Source organism: Candidatus Accumulibacter similis, assembly GCA_013347225.1.
GTDB lineage: Bacteria > Pseudomonadota > Gammaproteobacteria > Burkholderiales > Rhodocyclaceae > Accumulibacter > Accumulibacter similis.
Map to the genome: position 1 here is coordinate 4,978,097 of CP054595.1, position 16,949 is coordinate 4,995,045.

Genomic DNA, 16,949 nt, shown 5'->3' on the forward strand with positions numbered 1-16,949 from the left:
CTGCTGCAGCCACATCTGATTCCGGCAACCCGGGTGCTCTTGCCGACTCGTCACGGCGCCGCCATCGCGCATCCATGCCTGCTAGAATCGCCGACGAATTGCCGGGGAGAGACACATGCAGACAGCAAGGCAGCTCGCGCGGCGCCGCTGGCAGCAGATGCTGGCGCTGGTCGTGGGGATCGTGGTGGCGGTGGGCGGCTTGATGGCAATCGGGCACCTGACGGCTGGCGGCAGTGACGAGGCCGATGCCGGCGACACGCCGTTCGCCGTGATCGACGGCGCGCACCGCGAGCTGGATGGATCGCCGGCACTGGCAGTGTCCTTCAGCGTGCCGCTCGAGGCCAAGGGAGATCACGAGCGCTTCCTGCAGGTGCTCGAGATGCCGGCCGAGGCGAAGGCAGCTGCAGCCCGGGACGGCGAAGCGGACGGCGAGGACGGCGTCGGCGCGGCCACGGTCGCCGCGTCCGGCGAGAGCCGCCGCCTGGCCAATGGCGATTCGCTGCCCGGCGGCCAGCCGGTTGCCGGCGCCTGGGTGGTCGGCGACAACCCTCGCCTGCTCTTCTTCCCGCACATCAAGCCGCAGACCCGCTACGTGGTCCGCGTGCAACCCGGTTTGAAGGCACGCAATGGCAGCCAGCTCGACAGCGAGGTGCGTTTCTCGATTCTGACGGCGGCCGTTGCCCCGGCGTTCTACTTCGCCAGCCGTGGCATGGTCCTGCCGGCGGGACAGGGTGGCGGCCTGCCGGTGACGACGGTGAATGTGCCCGAGGTGGACATCCAGTTCCTCAAGGTCAAGGCGGATCAACTGCCGAGGTTCCTCGAGCAGGTGATTGCCGCCCCACCGGCTGGTCCTGGTCGCGGCGCTGCCGATGCGGACGGCGACGCGGCACACGACGACCAGCAGAGCGACGGCGACGACGGTCATCGTTACGCCGGCAGCCGTCTCAGGGGCGCGGTTGGCAACTGGGAGCTGGATCAGATCCACCGGATGACGAGCAGCAGCTTCGTCGGGCGTTTTCTCACCGAACAGAAGGCGAACCGGCGGAGCGTCACCTTCATCCCGGTCGAAGGCATTGCCCCGCTGCGCGAGCCGGGCGTTTACGTGGCGGTGATGTCGCAACCGAACCGCTTCCGCGACGACTACCAGACGACCTACTTCTACATCAGCGATCTGGGTCTGCACCTGCGACAGTATCCCAACCGCGGCGCCGACGCCTATGTCAGCTCGTTGCGCGATGGGCAGGCGCTCGCTGGTGTCGAGGTGAGCTGGATCGACCGTCAGGGCAGGACGCTCGCCAGCGCGCAGAGCGACCGCGACGGCCGCGCCGCCTTCGCCGAGAAGCCGGCGGCTGCCCGTGTGCTGCTGGCGCGCAAGGGCGAGCAGATGTCGCTGATCACCCTCAAGGAGCCGGCCCTCGATCTCGCCGAATTCGACGTCGCCGGCATGCCGTACTCGCCGGTTCGCCTGTTCGCCTATGCTGGTCGGAACCTCTACCGGCCCGGCGAGCGCTTCGAGATTTCGGTGATTGCACGCGACGCAGATGGTCGGCCGGTGCCGGCGCAGCCCATCCAGGCGATCCTGCGCCGCCCAGATGGCAAGCCGCAGTGGACCGCGACCTGGCACCCGGAGAGCGGTATTGTGGGTTACTACCGGCGAACGATCGAATTGCCGGGCGACGCCGCTACCGGTTCGTGGCTTCTCGAGTTGCGTGCCGATCCGGCAGCGAGGCTCGCAGCGACCAGCATGCCGTTCGCCGTTGAGGAGTTCCTGCCGGAAAGAATGCGGCTCGAGCTGTCGACGGGCAGCGAGCGGCTGGCGGGCGAACAGGAGTGGCGGATCGAAGTCAGCGGCCGCTACCTCTACGGTACCCCGGCGGCCGGCAACCGCCTGCTCGGCGTCGCCACCAGCGAGCGCAGTCGCAACCCGTTGCCACAGAAGCTGCCCGGCTTCGTCTTTGGGGACGCCGACGAAGACAATGTCAGGACACGCAGCGAACTGCCGGAACAGCGCCTCGACGAACAGGGTCGGGCGGCACTCGGCGTCGACCTGGAGGCGGTTGGCAAACGACGCTCGCCGTTCGTCGTGCGCACGACGCTGAGCCTGCTGGAAAGCGGTGGCCGGCCGGTGGTGCGCAGTGTCGAACGTATCTGGTGGCCCGCAACGGTGCTGGTCGGAGTGCGGCCGCTGTTCGTCGGGGCCTATGCGCGCGAGTCATCGGCCGCCGATTTCGAGGTCGTCCGGGCGGACGCCGATGGCAACCTGAAGGCCGGAGCGGCGCTGCCGGTACGCCTGTTCCGCGAGAACCGCAACTACTACTGGCGCTTCGACGATCAGCGTGGCTGGAACTCGGGCTTCACCGAAACCGACGAACTGGTCGCTACGACACAGGTGACCGTGCCGGCCGGTGGCCGTGGCAAGCTCAGCCTGCCGGTCAAGTACGGCCGCTACCGCGTCGAGATCCTTGATCCCGCAACCCGTCAGACGATGCGCTTCCGCTTCTACGCCGGCTGGGCCGCGAAGGACGACGAAGCGCAGGGGGTGCGCCCGGACCGGGTCGCGCTCAAGTTGGACAAGCCCGCCTACTCGCTTGGCGAGACGGCACGGCTGACGATCGTTCCGCCGCATGCCGGGCAGGCGCTGGTCACCGTCGAGGGCGACCGGGCGCTGTGGGTGCGGCGCCTGTCGGTCGGCGCCGACGGCCGGACAATCGACATCCCGATCGACAAGGACTGGCAGCGGCATGACCTGTACGTTTCGGTGATGGTCCTGCGTCCCGGCAGCGGCGACAAGGTGACGCCGGCGCGCGCCCTCGGGCTGCTCTACCTGCCTCTCGAGCGCAGCAACCGCCGGCTCGCGGTGGCGCTCGAGGCACCGACGAAGATGGAGCCCGAACAGCCCCTCAAGGTCCGAGTCAAGGTGCCCGAGGCGGGCGGCCAGCAGGCGCTGCTGACCCTGGCGGCGGTAGACGTCGGCATCCTCAACATCACACGCTACGTCAGCCCGGACCCCTTTGCCTTCTTCTTCGCCAAGCTGCGCTACGGAGCCGACGCCCACGACGTGTATGGGCGACTGATCGAAAAGATGGATGGGCGGAAAGGCAGGCTGAAGTTCGGCGGTGACGCGGCACCGAAGGCAACGCGCAGCCTGCCGAAGAAGCTGCGGCTGGTCGATCTCTTCAGCGGGCCGGTCGTGCTCGACGACAAGGGCGAAGCCGAGGTCTCCCTGCCGGTCCCCGACTTCAACGGCAGCCTGCGCCTGATGGCCGTGGTCGCCACCGGCGACCGCTTCGGCATGCAGGAGGCGGAGGTCACCGTTGCTGCGCCACTCGTGGTCGAGCTCGCGACGCCGCGCTTTCTGTCGACCGGCGACAGCGCCGTGCTGGCTCTCGAAGTCCAGAACCTTGCCGGCAGGGAGCAGGAGATCGGGGTCGCGCTGAGCAGTCGCGACGGTCTGCTGATCAGGAACGGCGAACAGCGGTTCTCGCTCAAGGACCAGCAGAAGCGCATCCTGCAGATCCCGGTCGAGGCCGGCAGCGCGCTCGGTCCGAGCGAAGTGAAGGTGCGCGTCGACGCTCCGTTGCGGCGGATCGAGCGCACGTTCCCGCTCCTCGTGCAGCCGCCGACGCCTCGCCAGTCGGTCGTCAGGCGGTTGACGATCGCCCCCGGTGACAGCGTCCAGCTGCGCGAGGCTGAGCTGGGCGGCCTGCTGCGGCCGAGCGTGAACGCCACCCTGGCCATCTCCAACAAGGCACCGATCGACGTGCGCAGCGCCGTGCGTGGGCTGCTGAGCTACCCCTACGGCTGCGCCGAGCAGACGACGAGCAGCGCCTACCCACACGTCTTCGTTGACGAAGCGACGGCGAGGCAATTCGCGCTCAAGGCCTACACCACGACCCAACGCGCCGAGCTGCTCGACAAGGCGATCGCCCGCCTCGCCGGCATGCAGGCGCCGAACGGCGGCTTCAGCCTGTGGGGCAACGTCGCCGAGTACCAGTACTGGCTGACGGCCTATGTCGCCAACTTCCTGCTGGATGCCCGCGAACAGGGTTTCAACGTGCCGCCCGAAGTCGAGAAGCGGGCGCTGGATTTTCTCCTCAAGGGGCTGCAGGAAGGTGTCGCGAGCCTGCCGACGGGAGCCGTCACCTACAATCAGAACGCGATCTGGAACGACCATCGCTACGCCGGCCCCGGACGCTTCGCGGTCCTCTCCTACGGCGCCTACGTCCTCGCCCGCCACGGCAGGGCACCGCTGGCGACGCTGCGGCAGCTGCACGAATCGCGCGCAGCCGCCCACTCGGGGCTGGCGCTGGTGCAACTCGGGCTCGCCTTGCGGCTGATGGGTGACGAAGCGCGTGCCGTGATCGCGATCGATGCCGGAATCCACAAGCCGCGTGGCGGACCGGCTGGCGCCTGGTGGGGCGACTACGGCAGCAACCTGCGCGACTGGGCGCTGATCCACGTCCTGCTCGACCGCCACCAGGTCAAGGCCGATGGCCGCGAGGACCTGTTGCGCCAGGTCGCCGCTGCCGTCGAACAGCGGCGCCATTTCAGCACGCAGGAGCAACTCGCGCTCTTTCTCCTCGGTCGGGAGTTCACCGGCCCCACCGCCGGTGAATGGTCTGCGGAAGTGCTTTCGGCAGGCAAGGCGCAGGCGATCGGCGGTCGCGGAACGCAGTTCCAGTCGCTGTCGGCAGCCGAGGTTGCCGGCGGGGTGAGCATCAGAAACACGCACAAGGAGCGGCTGTTCGTCGAACTCAACCTGACGGGCAACCCGGCACGACTGCCGGCGGCACGGCGCGATGCCTTCGACCTGCAGCGCGACTGGTTCACCGCCGACGGCCAGCCGCTCGGCAAGCGGATCCTGCGCGTCGGCGAGAGCGCGATCGTCCGCCTGCAGGTCAGCAGCAGCGGGCGCTACGCCAACGGTCTGATCGTCGACCACGTTCCGGCCGGCCTCGAGATCGAGAATGCCAACCTGGTACAGGGTGAGCAGTCGGCCATCAGCATCGATGGCATCGATCCGCGGCAGGCCATGCAGAACGGCGACATCAGGCATGTCGAGTTTCGCGATGACCGCTTCGTCGTCGCCGCGCGGCTCGCCGGCAAGATGCAGTTCTTCTACCGCGTCCGCGCCGTCACGCCGGGTCGTTTCGTGGTGCCGCCCACCTATGCGGAAGACATGTACCAGCCGCAGATCCATGGTCTTGCCGGCGGCGACGAGGTGCTGCTGATCGCCAGCGACAGTGGAACGGATGGCGGCAGCGGCAGACAATGAGCCACCGGCCCAGGTGGTGGTTGGCGGCTCTGCTGACCCTGCTGCTGCTTGCCGACCAGCTCTTCCCGCCGCCACTGCAAGGCCACAAGGCCCCACAGGCGCAGGTCGTCCTGGCGCGCGACGGCACGCCGCTGCGCGCGTTCCCGGACCGCGAGCACATCTGGCGGCATCCGGTCCGCTTCGATGAAGTGTCGCCGCGCTACATCGAAGCGCTGATCGGCTTCGAAGACCGGGCGTTCTGGTGGCACCCGGGCGTCAATCCATGGGCACTCCTGCGTGCCGGCGTGCTCTGGCTCCAGAACGGCCGCATCGTCTCCGGTGGTTCGACGCTGACCATGCAGGTGGCGCGTCTGCTCGAACCGACACCGCGGACGCCGGCCGGCAAGCTGCGCCAGATGGTACGTGCCCTGCAGATCGAATTGCGCTGCTCGAAGCGCGAGATCCTCGAAATCTATCTCCGCCTGGCGCCGATGGGCGGAGTCCTCGAAGGAGTCGAGGCGGCCAGCCGCGCCTACCTCGGCAAACCGGCGCAGCGGCTGAGCGAGTCCGAGGCGGCGCTCCTCGCCGCGCTGCCGCAGGCGCCGTCGCTGCTGCGGCCCGATCGCCACCCCGAGCGCGCCCGGCTCGCCCGCGACAAGGTTCTGGCGCGCATGGCGGGCCGCTGGAGTGCCAGCGCGATTGCTGACGCGCGCCAGGAACCGGTGATCGCGCAGCCCGTGCGCGAACCCCTGCTGGCGCCGCTCCTGGCCGAGCGGCTGCGGCGCTTGCAGCCGCACGCGGCGCGCATCGAGAGCACGGTCGACGCCGCCATGCAGCAGATGGTGGAGCAAATCCTCGCCACCCGGCTGGGCATCCTGCCGCCACGGGTATCGATGGCGGCGCTGGTGATCGACAACGAGACGCTCGAGGTTCGCGCCTATGCCGGTTCGGCGGATTTCAGCGACAGCGAGCGCTTCGCACACGTCGACATGGTGCAGGCGGCGCGCTCGCCGGGTTCGGCGTTGAAACCCTTCCTCTACGGGCTGGCGCTGGATGAAGGGCTGATCCACTCGGAATCCCTGCTGGCCGACGTGCCGCAGTCCTTCGCCGGCTACCAGCCGGGCAACTTCCAGGCCAGCTTCAGTGGCCCGGTCGGCGTCAGCGAGGCGCTGCAGCGATCGCTCAACGTGCCAGCCGTCGAGGTGCTCGAACGACTTGGACCACAGCGCTTCGTCTCGCAGTTGCGGCGCGGCGGACTCAGGCTGGAACTGCCGCCGGGAGCGACCGCCAACCTCAGCGTGATCCTTGGTGGCGCCGCGGTCAACCTGGAAGGCCTGGTCGGTGCCTACAGCGCACTGGCGCGCGCCGGCGTCAGCGGCCGACCGCGCTATCTTGCCGGATCGCCGCTGGTCGAGACGCGCATGCTCAGCGATGGGGCTGCCTTCATCATTCGCGACATCCTCGAATCCGGTGGGCCGGTGGCACGAATGGTCGATGGCGGCATCGGCAGCCGCCGTGGGATCGCCTGGAAGACCGGTACCAGCTTCGGTTTTCGCGATGCCTGGGCGGTCGGCGTCAGCGATCGCCACACCGCCGGCGTCTGGGTCGGCCGCCCTGACGGAACGCCGAACCCCGGATTCTTTGGCGCCAACATAGCTGCCCCGCTGCTGGTCGATATCTTTGCCGTGATCGACGATTCGCCGCCGGCCGCCCGCATCCCACCGCCATCGGTCAACAGCGCGGGCATCTGCTGGCCGCTGGGTACGCGCAGCGAGGGCACCCCGACGGCGCTCTGTCATCAGCGTCGAACCGCCTGGATCCTCAACGATACCGCTCCGCCCACCTTCCCAGACAGACTGCGAACGGGGCCGGCCCGCCATACCGACTACCGCGACCCGGCGACCGGGCAACGGGTGCGCCCGGGCTGCGCCAGCGGCAGCATGCAGGCAGTCGAGATGGCGCGCTGGCCGGCGGCGCTCGAACCCTGGCTGGACCACGGCCTGCGCAAGCGCGCGCTGCCACCACCATGGACGACCGCCTGCAGCGCGAGCGACGGCGGCAGCGGCAACGGCCTGAGAATCGTCGGCCTGAGCGATGGCGAAACCATACGCAGCGCCGGCGAAGGACCACCAGCGACGCTGCGGCTCGAGGCTCGCGGCGGTGAGCATGAACTGATCTGGCTGCTCAACGGCCGCCAGATCGGCCGCGTGCCGGCAGGGCAGCCATTGACATGGAGCTTTGCGCAGCCGGGCTCGTTCCAGGTCACGGTCATGGACCACGCCGGGCAGCATGATCGGATCGAGATCAGTGTCCGCTAGCACGGCTGCGGAGAGCGCGATTATTTGGGTTGACTGCGCAGGTCGGCTTTCCTAGACTCGACGGCGATGGACCGGGCGCTCGCTCCGGTGCAGTCCGACGACAGGACGATTTTCCGGGCCGGACCCATGACGTGCATGCCTGAGCTGCACGTCTGCCGGCGCCGCACACCGAGGAGGAAGACAAGATGCTGCACAAACTACGGCAACGATTCGCCACATCCCTGCTCGCCTTTGGCGCACTGCTTGGCAGCGCGCAGGCGAGCATGTACAGCGACCTGGTGTTCTTTGGCGACAGCCTCTCCGACACCGGCAACGTCCTCTCGCTGAGCACGGCGTTCTCACCGCCGCCCTTCCCGAGTTTCCCGGCTGCTCCGGGGCGCTTTTCGAACGGTCCGGTGTGGACGGAAACCCTGGCACAGGGGCTTGGTTTCGCCGGCAGCGCCGCTCCGAGCAACCTCCTCTTCGCCGGTCCTGCCATCGGCGTGATACCGATCGGGGCCCCAGGTGGGCAGAATTTCTCCTTCGGTGATGCGCGCACCGACCTGGGTGGATCCGCCGGGGCGACCACCGGTCTCACTGGTCAATTGATCGCCTGGAACGGCAGTGTGTTCAATCCAGCAACGGGTCTGACTCGCGCTGCCAATCCGGGCGCCCTGTATGTCGTCCTCGCCGGCGCCAACGACCTGCGCGACGCGCGCACTGCCAACCCGGGGGCGACGCCGGGCGACGACGCCGCCCGCAAGGCAGCAGCACAGGCTACGGCGCAGAACATCAGCAACGCGATCGGCCTGCTCGCCCAGGCCGGTGCACGCCACTTTCTCGTCTCCAGTTTGCCCGATCTCGGGCTGACGCCCGAGGCAGCGAGGCTCGGCAACGAGGCCGCGTCGACCGACGTGACGCTGCAATTCAACGCCGCCCTGGCGGCAGACGTGGCTGCACTCGATGCCTTCTTCCTGGCACAGGTGGGTATCGACCTCGACATCCGGACGCTCGACTTTTTCGGCCTCAGCAACGCCATCCACCATGATGCCGTCGGCAATGGCGGCGGTGTCTATGGAATCACCAACGTGACGCAGCCGTGCATTGGCCCGGTCGCGCCGGGAGTGTTCTTCTTCCCGGGCTCGGTCGACATCAACTGCAGCGTCTCCGCCTTTGCCGACGATATGCATCCGTCGGCGAGGGTTCATCACCTGCTGGGACAACTCGCCGTGGCAACTGCCGTTCCGGAGCCCGGTTCTCTCCTCCTCGTGGCGCTGGCGCTGGCACTGCTCGTCGGCCGGGATCGCCGTCCGGCGCTTGCCCGAGTACCGTTGCGGCGCTGGTGAACAGCCGGCCGGCGGGTAGCCGCGGCCGGTTTCCCGCCACGGATTCGGCCGTGGGCGCAGGAAGCGCCCACGGCCGACTACCGGTGGACTGCCGCAGCCTCGGTGTGCTGGCTGGCGGCGCCAGATGTTCTTCGCCGTAGAGAGATTGGAGGGGTGCTCGACATGAGTTTCGATCCAGCGTCACGAGTGCAGGACTATCTGGTCTTCGGCGAGTTCGGCGACGTGAACCCGTCGATCACCGACTCGTCGACCTACACCTTCCTCAGCCCGGAGCGGATGGAGGAACTGTTCGAGCACGAGATCGAGGGCTGCTTCCTCTACTCGCGCCATTTCAACCCGACCAACAAGTACCTGGCGAGTGCCCTGGAGCGGATGGAAGACGGCGAAGCGGCACAGGTCATGGCTTCCGGGATGGGCGCGATCAGCACGACGCTGATGACCCTTTGTGGCACCGGCGACGAGATCGTCTGCGGCCGCAGCATCTACGGCGGCACCTACGCCTTGCTGAAGAACCTGCTGCCACGCTTCGGCGTGCATACCCGCTTCGTCGATCTCTGCAACCCAGACGCAGTGCGCGCGGCGATGACGCCGCGCACGCGGGTCATCTATTGTGAATCGCTCAGCAACCCGCTTCTGGAGGTGAGCGATCTGCCGCGGCTCGCTACCATCGCGCACGCTGCCGGTGCCCGGCTGGTGGTCGACAACACCTTCACACCGATGATCCTGTCGCCATTGCGTCATGGCGCGGACATCGTCGTACACAGCCTGACGAAGTTCATCAACGGCACCAGCGACTGTGTCGCGGGCTGCGTCGTCTCGACGCGCGAGTTCATCGGCCGGCTCAACGACATCAACTCGGGACCCAGCATGCTCCTCGGTCCGGTACTCGACAGCACGCGCGCAGCGAGCATTCTGAAAAATCTGCACAGCCTGCACATCCGCCTGCGCCAGCATGGCAGCAACGCGCTCCACCTGGCGACCAGTCTGGCTGCCCGTGGCTATACGGTGCACTACCCTGGGCTCGGCACGCACCCGCAGCACGAATTGCTGGCACGGCTGATCAACCCGGGGTACGGCTGGGGCGGGATGATGACCTTCGACGCCGGCAACCATGCGGCCGCGAATCGGCTGATGACGCTGATGCAACGGGAGAAGGTCGGCTACCTCGCAGTCAGCCTCGGCTACTTCAAGACGCTCTTCACCACACCCGGGCACAGCACCTCGTCGGAGATCCCGCTTTCCGAACGGCAGGCAGCTGGTCTGAGTGACGGGCTGATCCGTTTCTCCATCGGTCTCGACGCAGACATCGTCCAGACCACGGATCGCGTCCTGAACTGTCTTGCCGAGGCACAGATCGCGCCCGGCAGCCGTCCCACTCGGTGAGGACCCGACACCCGGACAGGATTCGCGTCGTTGCGTGGATGACGCCGCCGCCCCGTCGCCACCGCCGGCAACCGCTGCGAGAGCAAGTATCCGTCGGGCAGTCAGTTCGCCCCGGGATGCACAAGCGCGACCGCGGTCGCCGCGCTTGCCCGGGAAGCCTGTAGAATACGACCCGGGCCTGTAGCTCAGTTGGTTAGAGCAGAGGACTCGGCGAGAATGGCCGGCACTTGTTGCAAGGGGCGGTCGTTCGCGATGGGTTGCCCGTCGCCAGAAGCATTCTGGCGACGGGTAGAACTGGTCAAATTCGGTGAAAGCTAACTCCCCCGGGACAAGCCGATACCGAGCCAAGCCCCGGCAGCGCGGGGAAGGTGTAGAGACTAGACGGCCAGCCCGTAAAGGGAAGGTATAGTCCAGACCACGAACTCGCAAGAGGCGGCGAAAGCCGTGGTGGCAAGCATAATCCTTTGGTCCAGGGTTCAAGTCCCTGCGGGCCCACCAGACACGAAGCCCCGACCGTTCTCGGTCGGGGCTTTTTGTCGCCATAACCGCATGTTTTCGCGACATTTTTTCCAGGATGCTTTGGCTCCTCACCACCCCACTGGCCGGTTTTGGCACCCGAATCGGCCCTGATTCCTCTCTTTTCTCCGTTTGACCTTTGGGTAGCCAAAGGATGGTGCCGTTGTTTTTATTGGGTTTTTTGACCAGCAGTTGCGAAATTGCATCGCCACCCAAGCGAAAAAGCGAACTCGATCAGTTTTTTGGCGCAATGGGGGCGTGAGGGGCAGCGGAGGGCCATCCTCAGAACTTAGCACTTTCGCATAACCCCAAGGGGTTCCAAAGCCGCGCGGGCGTTCGCCTTGCGGTGGACGCACGTCTCTTGCATAATCGCGCTGTAACTGATTGTTTATAAAGGACTATCCTATGACAGCCTGAATATGCTAATATACTGAACCGCCTATCCAAGCATCTGTTTTCACGCACCTTTCTCGAAGCGGCGCGGATCAGTTCCAAACACTTCACCCGCCAGCGCATCCTGACACTGCCCACGGTCGTGAGCTTCCTCCTCTCCGGCGTTCAGGGCGCCGTCCAGTCCGAACTCGATCAGTTCTTTGCCCATCTGCGCAATCGCGCCAACTCGGTGCGCGTGGTGACGGCGCAAGCGTTCTATCAGGCACGCTACCGGATCAGCGCGCTGGTGTTTGGTGACCTGAATCAGGAACTGATCCGCCTCGTCGAGGAACATTTGCCGATCCCGCGCTGGCAGGGCTTGCGACTGGTCGCCGCCGATGGCAGCGCGGTTCGCCTGACATTGACGAAGAAGGGCGTGCGGTCGATTCTCCCGGGGGTGGCTTTCGGCTTGTACCTGCCGGGGATTGAAGTCTTTCTCGACTTCCGCCTGCATGAGCCGTTGTCGAATGAGCGCCAGATGCTCTTCGAGGCGATCGAGAACCTGCGCTCCGACGATGTACTGCTGCTGGACCGGGGCTTTCCCTGTCGGTGGCTGGTGTCCGCACTGACGGCACGCGCGATCCCCTTTTGTATTCGTTGCGATTTGTCGCAAGGATTCAAGGCGGTCCGTGAGTTCATGCGCTCCGGGCAAAGCGAACGGTCGGTGTGGCTGCAGCTGCCGGCAGAACATCGACGTCGTTTGGTCGCTCGGCTCGGTCATTTGATCTGCCGCCAACTCGAGACGCCGATGCCGACCGAGGAGAGCCGCGATGACCTTCGTGCTGGCCAGCGGCAAGGTGCAGAGCCATCACCGCGAACGCTGGGCCGTCGTATACGTCCGTCAATCCACCCTGCAGCAAGTCGCGCGCCACCAGGAATCGACGCGACTGCAGTATGGTCTCGTCGATCGGGCGTTGAGCTTGGGATGGTCGCCTGCGCAGGTGAAGGTGATTGACGAGGACCTGGGGAAATCGGCGGCGAGCGCCGAGGGCCGCCCCGGTTTTCAGCGTTTGGTGGCAGCGGTGAGCCTGGAGCAAGTGGGAATCATCCTCGGCATCGAGATGTCGCGGTTAGCGCGGTCCTGCCGGGACTGGCACCAATTGCTCGAAGTCTGTGCCGTGTTCGGCAGCTTAATCGGCGATCCGGACGGGGTGTATGATCCGCGGAATTACAATGATCGGCTGCTATTGGGGCTGAAGGGCACCATGTCGGAAGCGGAATTGCATGTCCTCAAGCAGCGGATGCTGGCAGGCAGACGCGCGAAGGCCGAGCGAGGGGAACTGGCGACGCCCTTGCCGATGGGCTATGTGCGCAGATTGTCCGGCGAGATCAGCAAGGATCCGGACGAGCAGGCGCAAGGCGTGATTGGGCTCATTTTCGAGCAGTTCGAGCGCTTGGGAACCCTGAACGGCGTGCTGCAGTATCTCGTGCAGTACCAGATTCGGTTGCCGCACCGCATCGTGAACGGTCCGCAGCGAGGGGAATTGGAGTGGCGCCGACCCAACCGGGCAACGCTGAGCAACCTGCTGCACCACCCGATCTACGCGGGCGCTTACGTGTATGGTCGGCGCGCCACCGACCCGCGGCGACAGCAACCGGGGCGTCCCGGCACGGGACGCACGGTGGCCAAACCCGAGGACTACCAGGTGCTGTTGCGCGACCGTCTGGCGGCGTACATCGGCTGGGAGCAATTCACCCGCAACGTCGAGCAACTGGCCGCCAACCGACCGAACGCCTTGGGTCCGGTCCGCGCAGGAGAGTCTCTGCTGTCAGGGCTGTTGGTATGTGGACGCTGTGGTCTACGGATGGCCACGCAGTACACGCAAAACGGCAAGGGATTGCGGTATGTCTGCAACCGTGCTGCGGTGGAGTACGGCGAGCCGCGTTGCCAGTCCCTCAGCGGACGGCCGTTGGACCACGGGGTCGGCCAGTGGGTGCTGAGGGCGCTGGAGCCTGCGGCGCTGGACGTCAGCCTGCAAGTCGCGCAGGATCTTGAAGCCGAGCGTCAGCGCACGCATCACCATTGGGCGCAGCGCTTGGAGCGAGCACACCACCAAGTGGAGCGAGCCGCTCGCCAATACCACGCGGTCGAGCCGGAGAACCGCCTGGTCGCGCGAACCCTCGAGAAACAGTGGGAAAGCGCGTTGTGCGAAGAAAAAAGCTTGCAAGCCGAGTATGCAGAGTTCCTGGTTCGCCAACCGACCGCTTTATCGGCGCAGGAGTGCGGACAAATCCGCGCTTTGGCCAACGATATCCCCATCATCTGGCACGCACCAACCACGGCTTCCGAGGATCGGCAGGCCATTGTCCGCGAGTTGTTAGAACGGGTGGTGGTCACCGTCCAGGGCGAAAGTGAGCGGGTCGAGGTGCAAATCCACTGGCAGGGCGGAACGGGCACCCGGTTCAACCTGATCCGACCGGTCGCCAAACTGGAGCAACTGAGCTATTACCCACAGTTGGTTGCGCGCGCCGTTGCCCTCGATGCGCAGGGCCATACCGCCAACGGCATTGCCGCGCAACTGAACGCGGAGAGCTGGCGACCCGCCAAACGTCGTGCCACCTTTACCGCAGCAATGGTGAACGGCTTGCTGGCGCGCCAAGGCAGACGATCCGTTCTTGCGTCGCCGGCCAGCAGCGTCTCCCGGGGCCCGGGGGAAAGGACCTTGCAGGAGTTGGCCAATGAGTTGGCGATGCCGACCGTCACGTTGTACTCCTGGCTCAAGCAAGGCAAACTGACAGCCCGCCAAGCAGTCGGCCACGGACATCCGATCTGGCTGGTTCAAGCCGACCCCGAGCAACTGGCTCTGCTACGGTCCTGGCGAGCAAAGTCCCACTCCGCCGCCAACCCGACGTAGTCTTCCGCCCAGCTACTCACTCTTACGGAGGTTGTATGGTTGGTAGATCGAGGAGGCATTCAAAAGGATCAAGAGCCGGCTTGGCCTGGAGCATACCTCGGGCTTGTCCTGGCACGCCGCGCGTCAGGATTTCGGGGCCAAGGCGGTCTTTGACAACCTCAATGCGCTCGCCGCCTATGTCGCCACGGAGGCGCTCATCGACCCGGATTCGTCTTACAAGATCAACCGAACCCTGGCGATCGACAAGATCAAGCGGCACATCGGCCGCTGGTTGCTCGCCGCCACCGCGACCCCTCGTCGCCTCAAGCCGCTCCTTGAAGAGCTCGCCTTGAACCTTCAGAAGTTCGTCCCCAATCGCTCGCGACCTCGAAAACCCCAGCCTAAACCACACCGCTCCCATGCTTACAAGCGAACATGACAAAATGCTAAGTTGTGAGGATGGCAGCGGAGGGGTCGGGAGGATGACCGTGCTTTGACATGCAAGCCGGCGATCAAGAGGCCGGCCGACGTCGAGTTAGTCAGTTGGGGAGCCCTGCGAATTGAAACTACGGCATCGGGGGCCATCCAGATAGGCAACGAGAGGGTTCCCCCTCTACAATGGTGGAAAACGCCAGACGACCGGTTGTCGTCGGCAAGAATAATCGGGGGTCTGACGGCTCTCTGTGACCCCGAGTCTAGTCCAAACACCTGAGAGGGTCTCAGATGAAAGTGTTCCTTAGTCATAGTTTCCAGAAAGAAGACCGCGACAAGTTCGACGACCTGTGGGCTGCACTTGAGGCACGGGGCATCCCAGTTTGGGACCCCGAGACCATGCCGGCGGGCTTGTCCCTCCGGGACAAACTGCGCGCCGCGATACGCGATTGTTCTGTATGCGTATTTATCGCTACAGAAGGGTCTCTCAAGTCGAACTGGTGTGCCGCTGAACTCGGCGCGTTCTGGGGACTTGGAAAGCCGGTTGTCGTATACCTGGCCGACCCCAATGTGAAACCGGAGGCCCTTCCTGAGCAATTCAAAGGTGACCTATACACGGCGCAAAAGCCTGCTGTGCTGAGAAGCGTCAAGGCGCACCTTGAAGCACTTGACCCATTCAGTTCCGAACCAATCGTGAAGAACTTGAAGGAGCCTGTCGATAGGATGCAGTACTTTATTAGAATACACGAGCGTAGCAGGTCCCTGTTCAGCGTATCAATGGGTTATGACATATCGGACAATACATACTACACAGCGGAGCAGACGGAGCGATTCTTGGCGTCCGTGCGACGCATCATCTACGATCAGGATCGACGGTATGAACGCTATCAAATCGTGACCGGGGCACCCCAGTCCTGGCTACGGTTCCTGTTAGAAACCGCCTCGAACGCACCGCACTGCTACATTAGATACCTGAACGTGCCTGATCCTACCCTCTTTCGGGCTCGGATGATGCAGTTGTTCGTGTCCGACGACATTAACGAGCAGATCGGAAAGGTAACCTATCTTGTCACGTCCGTGGAAACAGGTGCGAGTCGGCCCTATGGCCTGCAAGTATGTCATCGGGGGTTTGCAGAAGCATTCGAAGGTCAGGTAGCATCGTACTACAGCGAAGCGCACAAGCGTTTTGGGATCGAGGCAGGGCAGCTAGCACGTCAACTTGATCTGGATGAGAGCGAGCGGAGGCAAATCATAGCAGACTGTGTGAAGGCCGAGTTTCCAACACTGGTGCATCAAGATGAAGACAACGCGGTGCTGACCGTGATCCGACGAACAAACGCTCTCGATCACGGTTGTATTCGCGAGTTGATTCGCGAAGAACGAGTCAAACAACAGGCGTTAGCGAAGTGAGCGTAGACGTCGTCATTGGTGCACAGTTCGGTAGCGAAGGAAAGGGAAAGATCTGCGCCTACCTCGGTGTAGTCGGCGACTACACCGGAGCAATCCGTACTGGTGGGCCGAATGCCGCCCACACCGTGATCCAGGACAATCGGCGCTACGTGTTTCGCCACATCCCCAGTGCGTCGGTGAATCGGTCTCTGGAGCTTGTCATTGGCCCGGGCTCGCATCTTCGGCCTGACGTCCTAACGGACGAAATCCGGGATGCTGGAGATCTGGGGATTGCGCACAGACTGTCGATCGACCGTCTCGCGGGAATCATCACCCCCGATCACATCCGAAGGAATGCTATCCTTCGCACTCCGACGACTGGGCAGGGCACTTCCCTTGCCATCGCAGATCGTGCTCTACGAAACTTAACATGCGTCCGTGACGTGCCCTTGCCTCACGGGACTGTCGTCGACGTTGCAAGATGGTTAGCTCCTCGTTTGAGTCGAGAGAATTTTCTGCTGGAAGGCACACAGGGTTTCGGACTCGGCTTTTATCAAGATTGGTATCCTCGCAGCACAAGCAGAGACATCAGTGTGGCTGCACTGCTGTCCGAAGGAGCCCTGCCGCGGGATTGCGTTCGCGATGTTTACGGTGTCTTTCGAACGTTCCCGATCCGCACTACTGATGGCGAGAGCGATCTTGGCGCGGGAGAAACTAGCTGGAAGTCAATCTCACGGCTGGCTGGCGCCACTAACCCGATCGTAGAACGGGGTACTCTGGACGGCACCGTACGGCGCGTTGCGCGTTTCTCTAAGCTCCTTACTGAGCGATTTATCTTACTCAATCGACCTACGTTCGCGTGTCTCACCTTCGTCGACTATCTAGACGTGCGGGCTCGCGGTGTGACGAAGCTAGATGAACTTCCTGGCCGAGCTCGGCGTTTCATCGATTTCATTGAGGATTCGTTCGAACTTCGGGTTGGATTGATCTCCACTGGTCCCGGAACTTTCGATACCGTCGACCTGCGTCAGTAGTCGGTCGATTTGCATCATGGAAATAAGTACGT

The 16,949-nt window shown here is 64.6% G+C and carries 9 protein-coding genes; 8 read left to right on the forward strand and 1 reads right to left on the reverse strand.

The genetic code is table 11. From position 1 onward, the window contains the following. Nucleotides 1-157: 157 nt before the first annotated feature. The 4 genes from HT579_21980 (at nt 158) to HT579_21995 (ending at nt 10,280) form a co-directional block, all read left to right on the forward strand. On the forward strand, nt 158-5,275 hold the full coding sequence (locus HT579_21980; protein QKS31761.1) for an alpha-2-macroglobulin family protein: 5,118 nt from the start codon (nt 158-160) through the stop codon (nt 5,273-5,275). Beyond that, complete coding sequence (gene pbpC, locus HT579_21985; protein QKS31359.1) at nt 5,272-7,572, forward strand: penicillin-binding protein 1C; 2,301 nt, start codon at nt 5,272-5,274, stop codon at nt 7,570-7,572. The genes HT579_21980 and pbpC overlap by 4 nt, the downstream gene beginning before the upstream one ends. 185 nt (nt 7,573-7,757) lie before the next feature. Next, nucleotides 7,758-8,897, forward strand: coding sequence for an SGNH/GDSL hydrolase family protein (locus tag HT579_21990; GenBank protein QKS31762.1), 1,140 nt, complete (start codon nt 7,758-7,760; stop codon nt 8,895-8,897). 162 nt (nt 8,898-9,059) lie between these two features. After that, nucleotides 9,060-10,280 carry a PLP-dependent transferase gene (locus HT579_21995; protein QKS31360.1) on the forward strand — a complete coding sequence of 407 codons (1,221 nt, stop codon included), beginning with the start codon at nt 9,060-9,062 and terminating at the stop codon, nt 10,278-10,280. Between the two features lie 973 nt (nt 10,281-11,253). Here the strand turns inward: HT579_21995 and HT579_22000 are convergent. Further along, nucleotides 11,254-11,397, reverse strand: coding sequence for a hypothetical protein (locus HT579_22000; protein ID QKS31361.1), 144 nt, complete (start codon nt 11,395-11,397; stop codon nt 11,254-11,256). 601 nt (nt 11,398-11,998) lie between these two features. Between HT579_22000 and HT579_22005 the strand changes: the two genes are divergently transcribed. The 4 genes from HT579_22005 to HT579_22020 all read left to right on the forward strand — a co-directional run bounded on the left by HT579_22005 (nt 11,999) and on the right by HT579_22020 (nt 16,917). Continuing rightward, on the forward strand, nt 11,999-14,083 hold the full coding sequence (locus HT579_22005) for a recombinase family protein (GenBank protein QKS31362.1): 2,085 nt from the start codon (nt 11,999-12,001) through the stop codon (nt 14,081-14,083). Between the two features lie 103 nt (nt 14,084-14,186). After that, nucleotides 14,187-14,501 carry a hypothetical protein gene (locus HT579_22010; protein QKS31363.1) on the forward strand — a complete coding sequence of 105 codons (315 nt, stop codon included), beginning with the start codon at nt 14,187-14,189 and terminating at the stop codon, nt 14,499-14,501. 284 nt (nt 14,502-14,785) lie between these two features. Next, nucleotides 14,786-15,904, forward strand: a complete 1,119-nt coding sequence (locus HT579_22015) for a toll/interleukin-1 receptor domain-containing protein (protein QKS31364.1) — start codon at nt 14,786-14,788, stop codon at nt 15,902-15,904. Beyond that, on the forward strand, nt 15,901-16,917 hold the full coding sequence (locus HT579_22020; GenBank protein QKS31365.1) for an adenylosuccinate synthetase: 1,017 nt from the start codon (nt 15,901-15,903) through the stop codon (nt 16,915-16,917). The genes HT579_22015 and HT579_22020 overlap by 4 nt, the downstream gene beginning before the upstream one ends. The last annotated feature ends 32 nt before the right edge of the window (nt 16,918-16,949 follow it).

Excerpts from the sequence above, each read along its gene's own strand:
- HT579_21980 (QKS31761.1), top strand. The coding sequence starts at position 158 with ATGCTGGCGCTGGTCGTGGGGATCGTGGTGGCGGTGGGCGGCTTGATG.
- pbpC (QKS31359.1), top strand. The coding sequence starts at position 5,272 with ATGAGCCACCGGCCCAGGTGGTGGTTGGCGGCTCTGCTGACCCTGCTG.
- HT579_21990 (QKS31762.1), top strand. The coding sequence starts at position 7,758 with ATGCTGCACAAACTACGGCAACGATTCGCCACATCCCTGCTCGCCTTT.
- HT579_21995 (QKS31360.1), top strand. The coding sequence starts at position 9,060 with ATGAGTTTCGATCCAGCGTCACGAGTGCAGGACTATCTGGTCTTCGGC.
- HT579_22000 (QKS31361.1), bottom strand. The coding sequence starts at position 11,397 with ATGGGCAAAGAACTGATCGAGTTCGGACTGGACGGCGCCCTGAACGCC.
- HT579_22005 (QKS31362.1), top strand. The coding sequence starts at position 11,999 with ATGACCTTCGTGCTGGCCAGCGGCAAGGTGCAGAGCCATCACCGCGAA.
- HT579_22015 (QKS31364.1), top strand. The coding sequence starts at position 14,786 with ATGAAAGTGTTCCTTAGTCATAGTTTCCAGAAAGAAGACCGCGACAAG.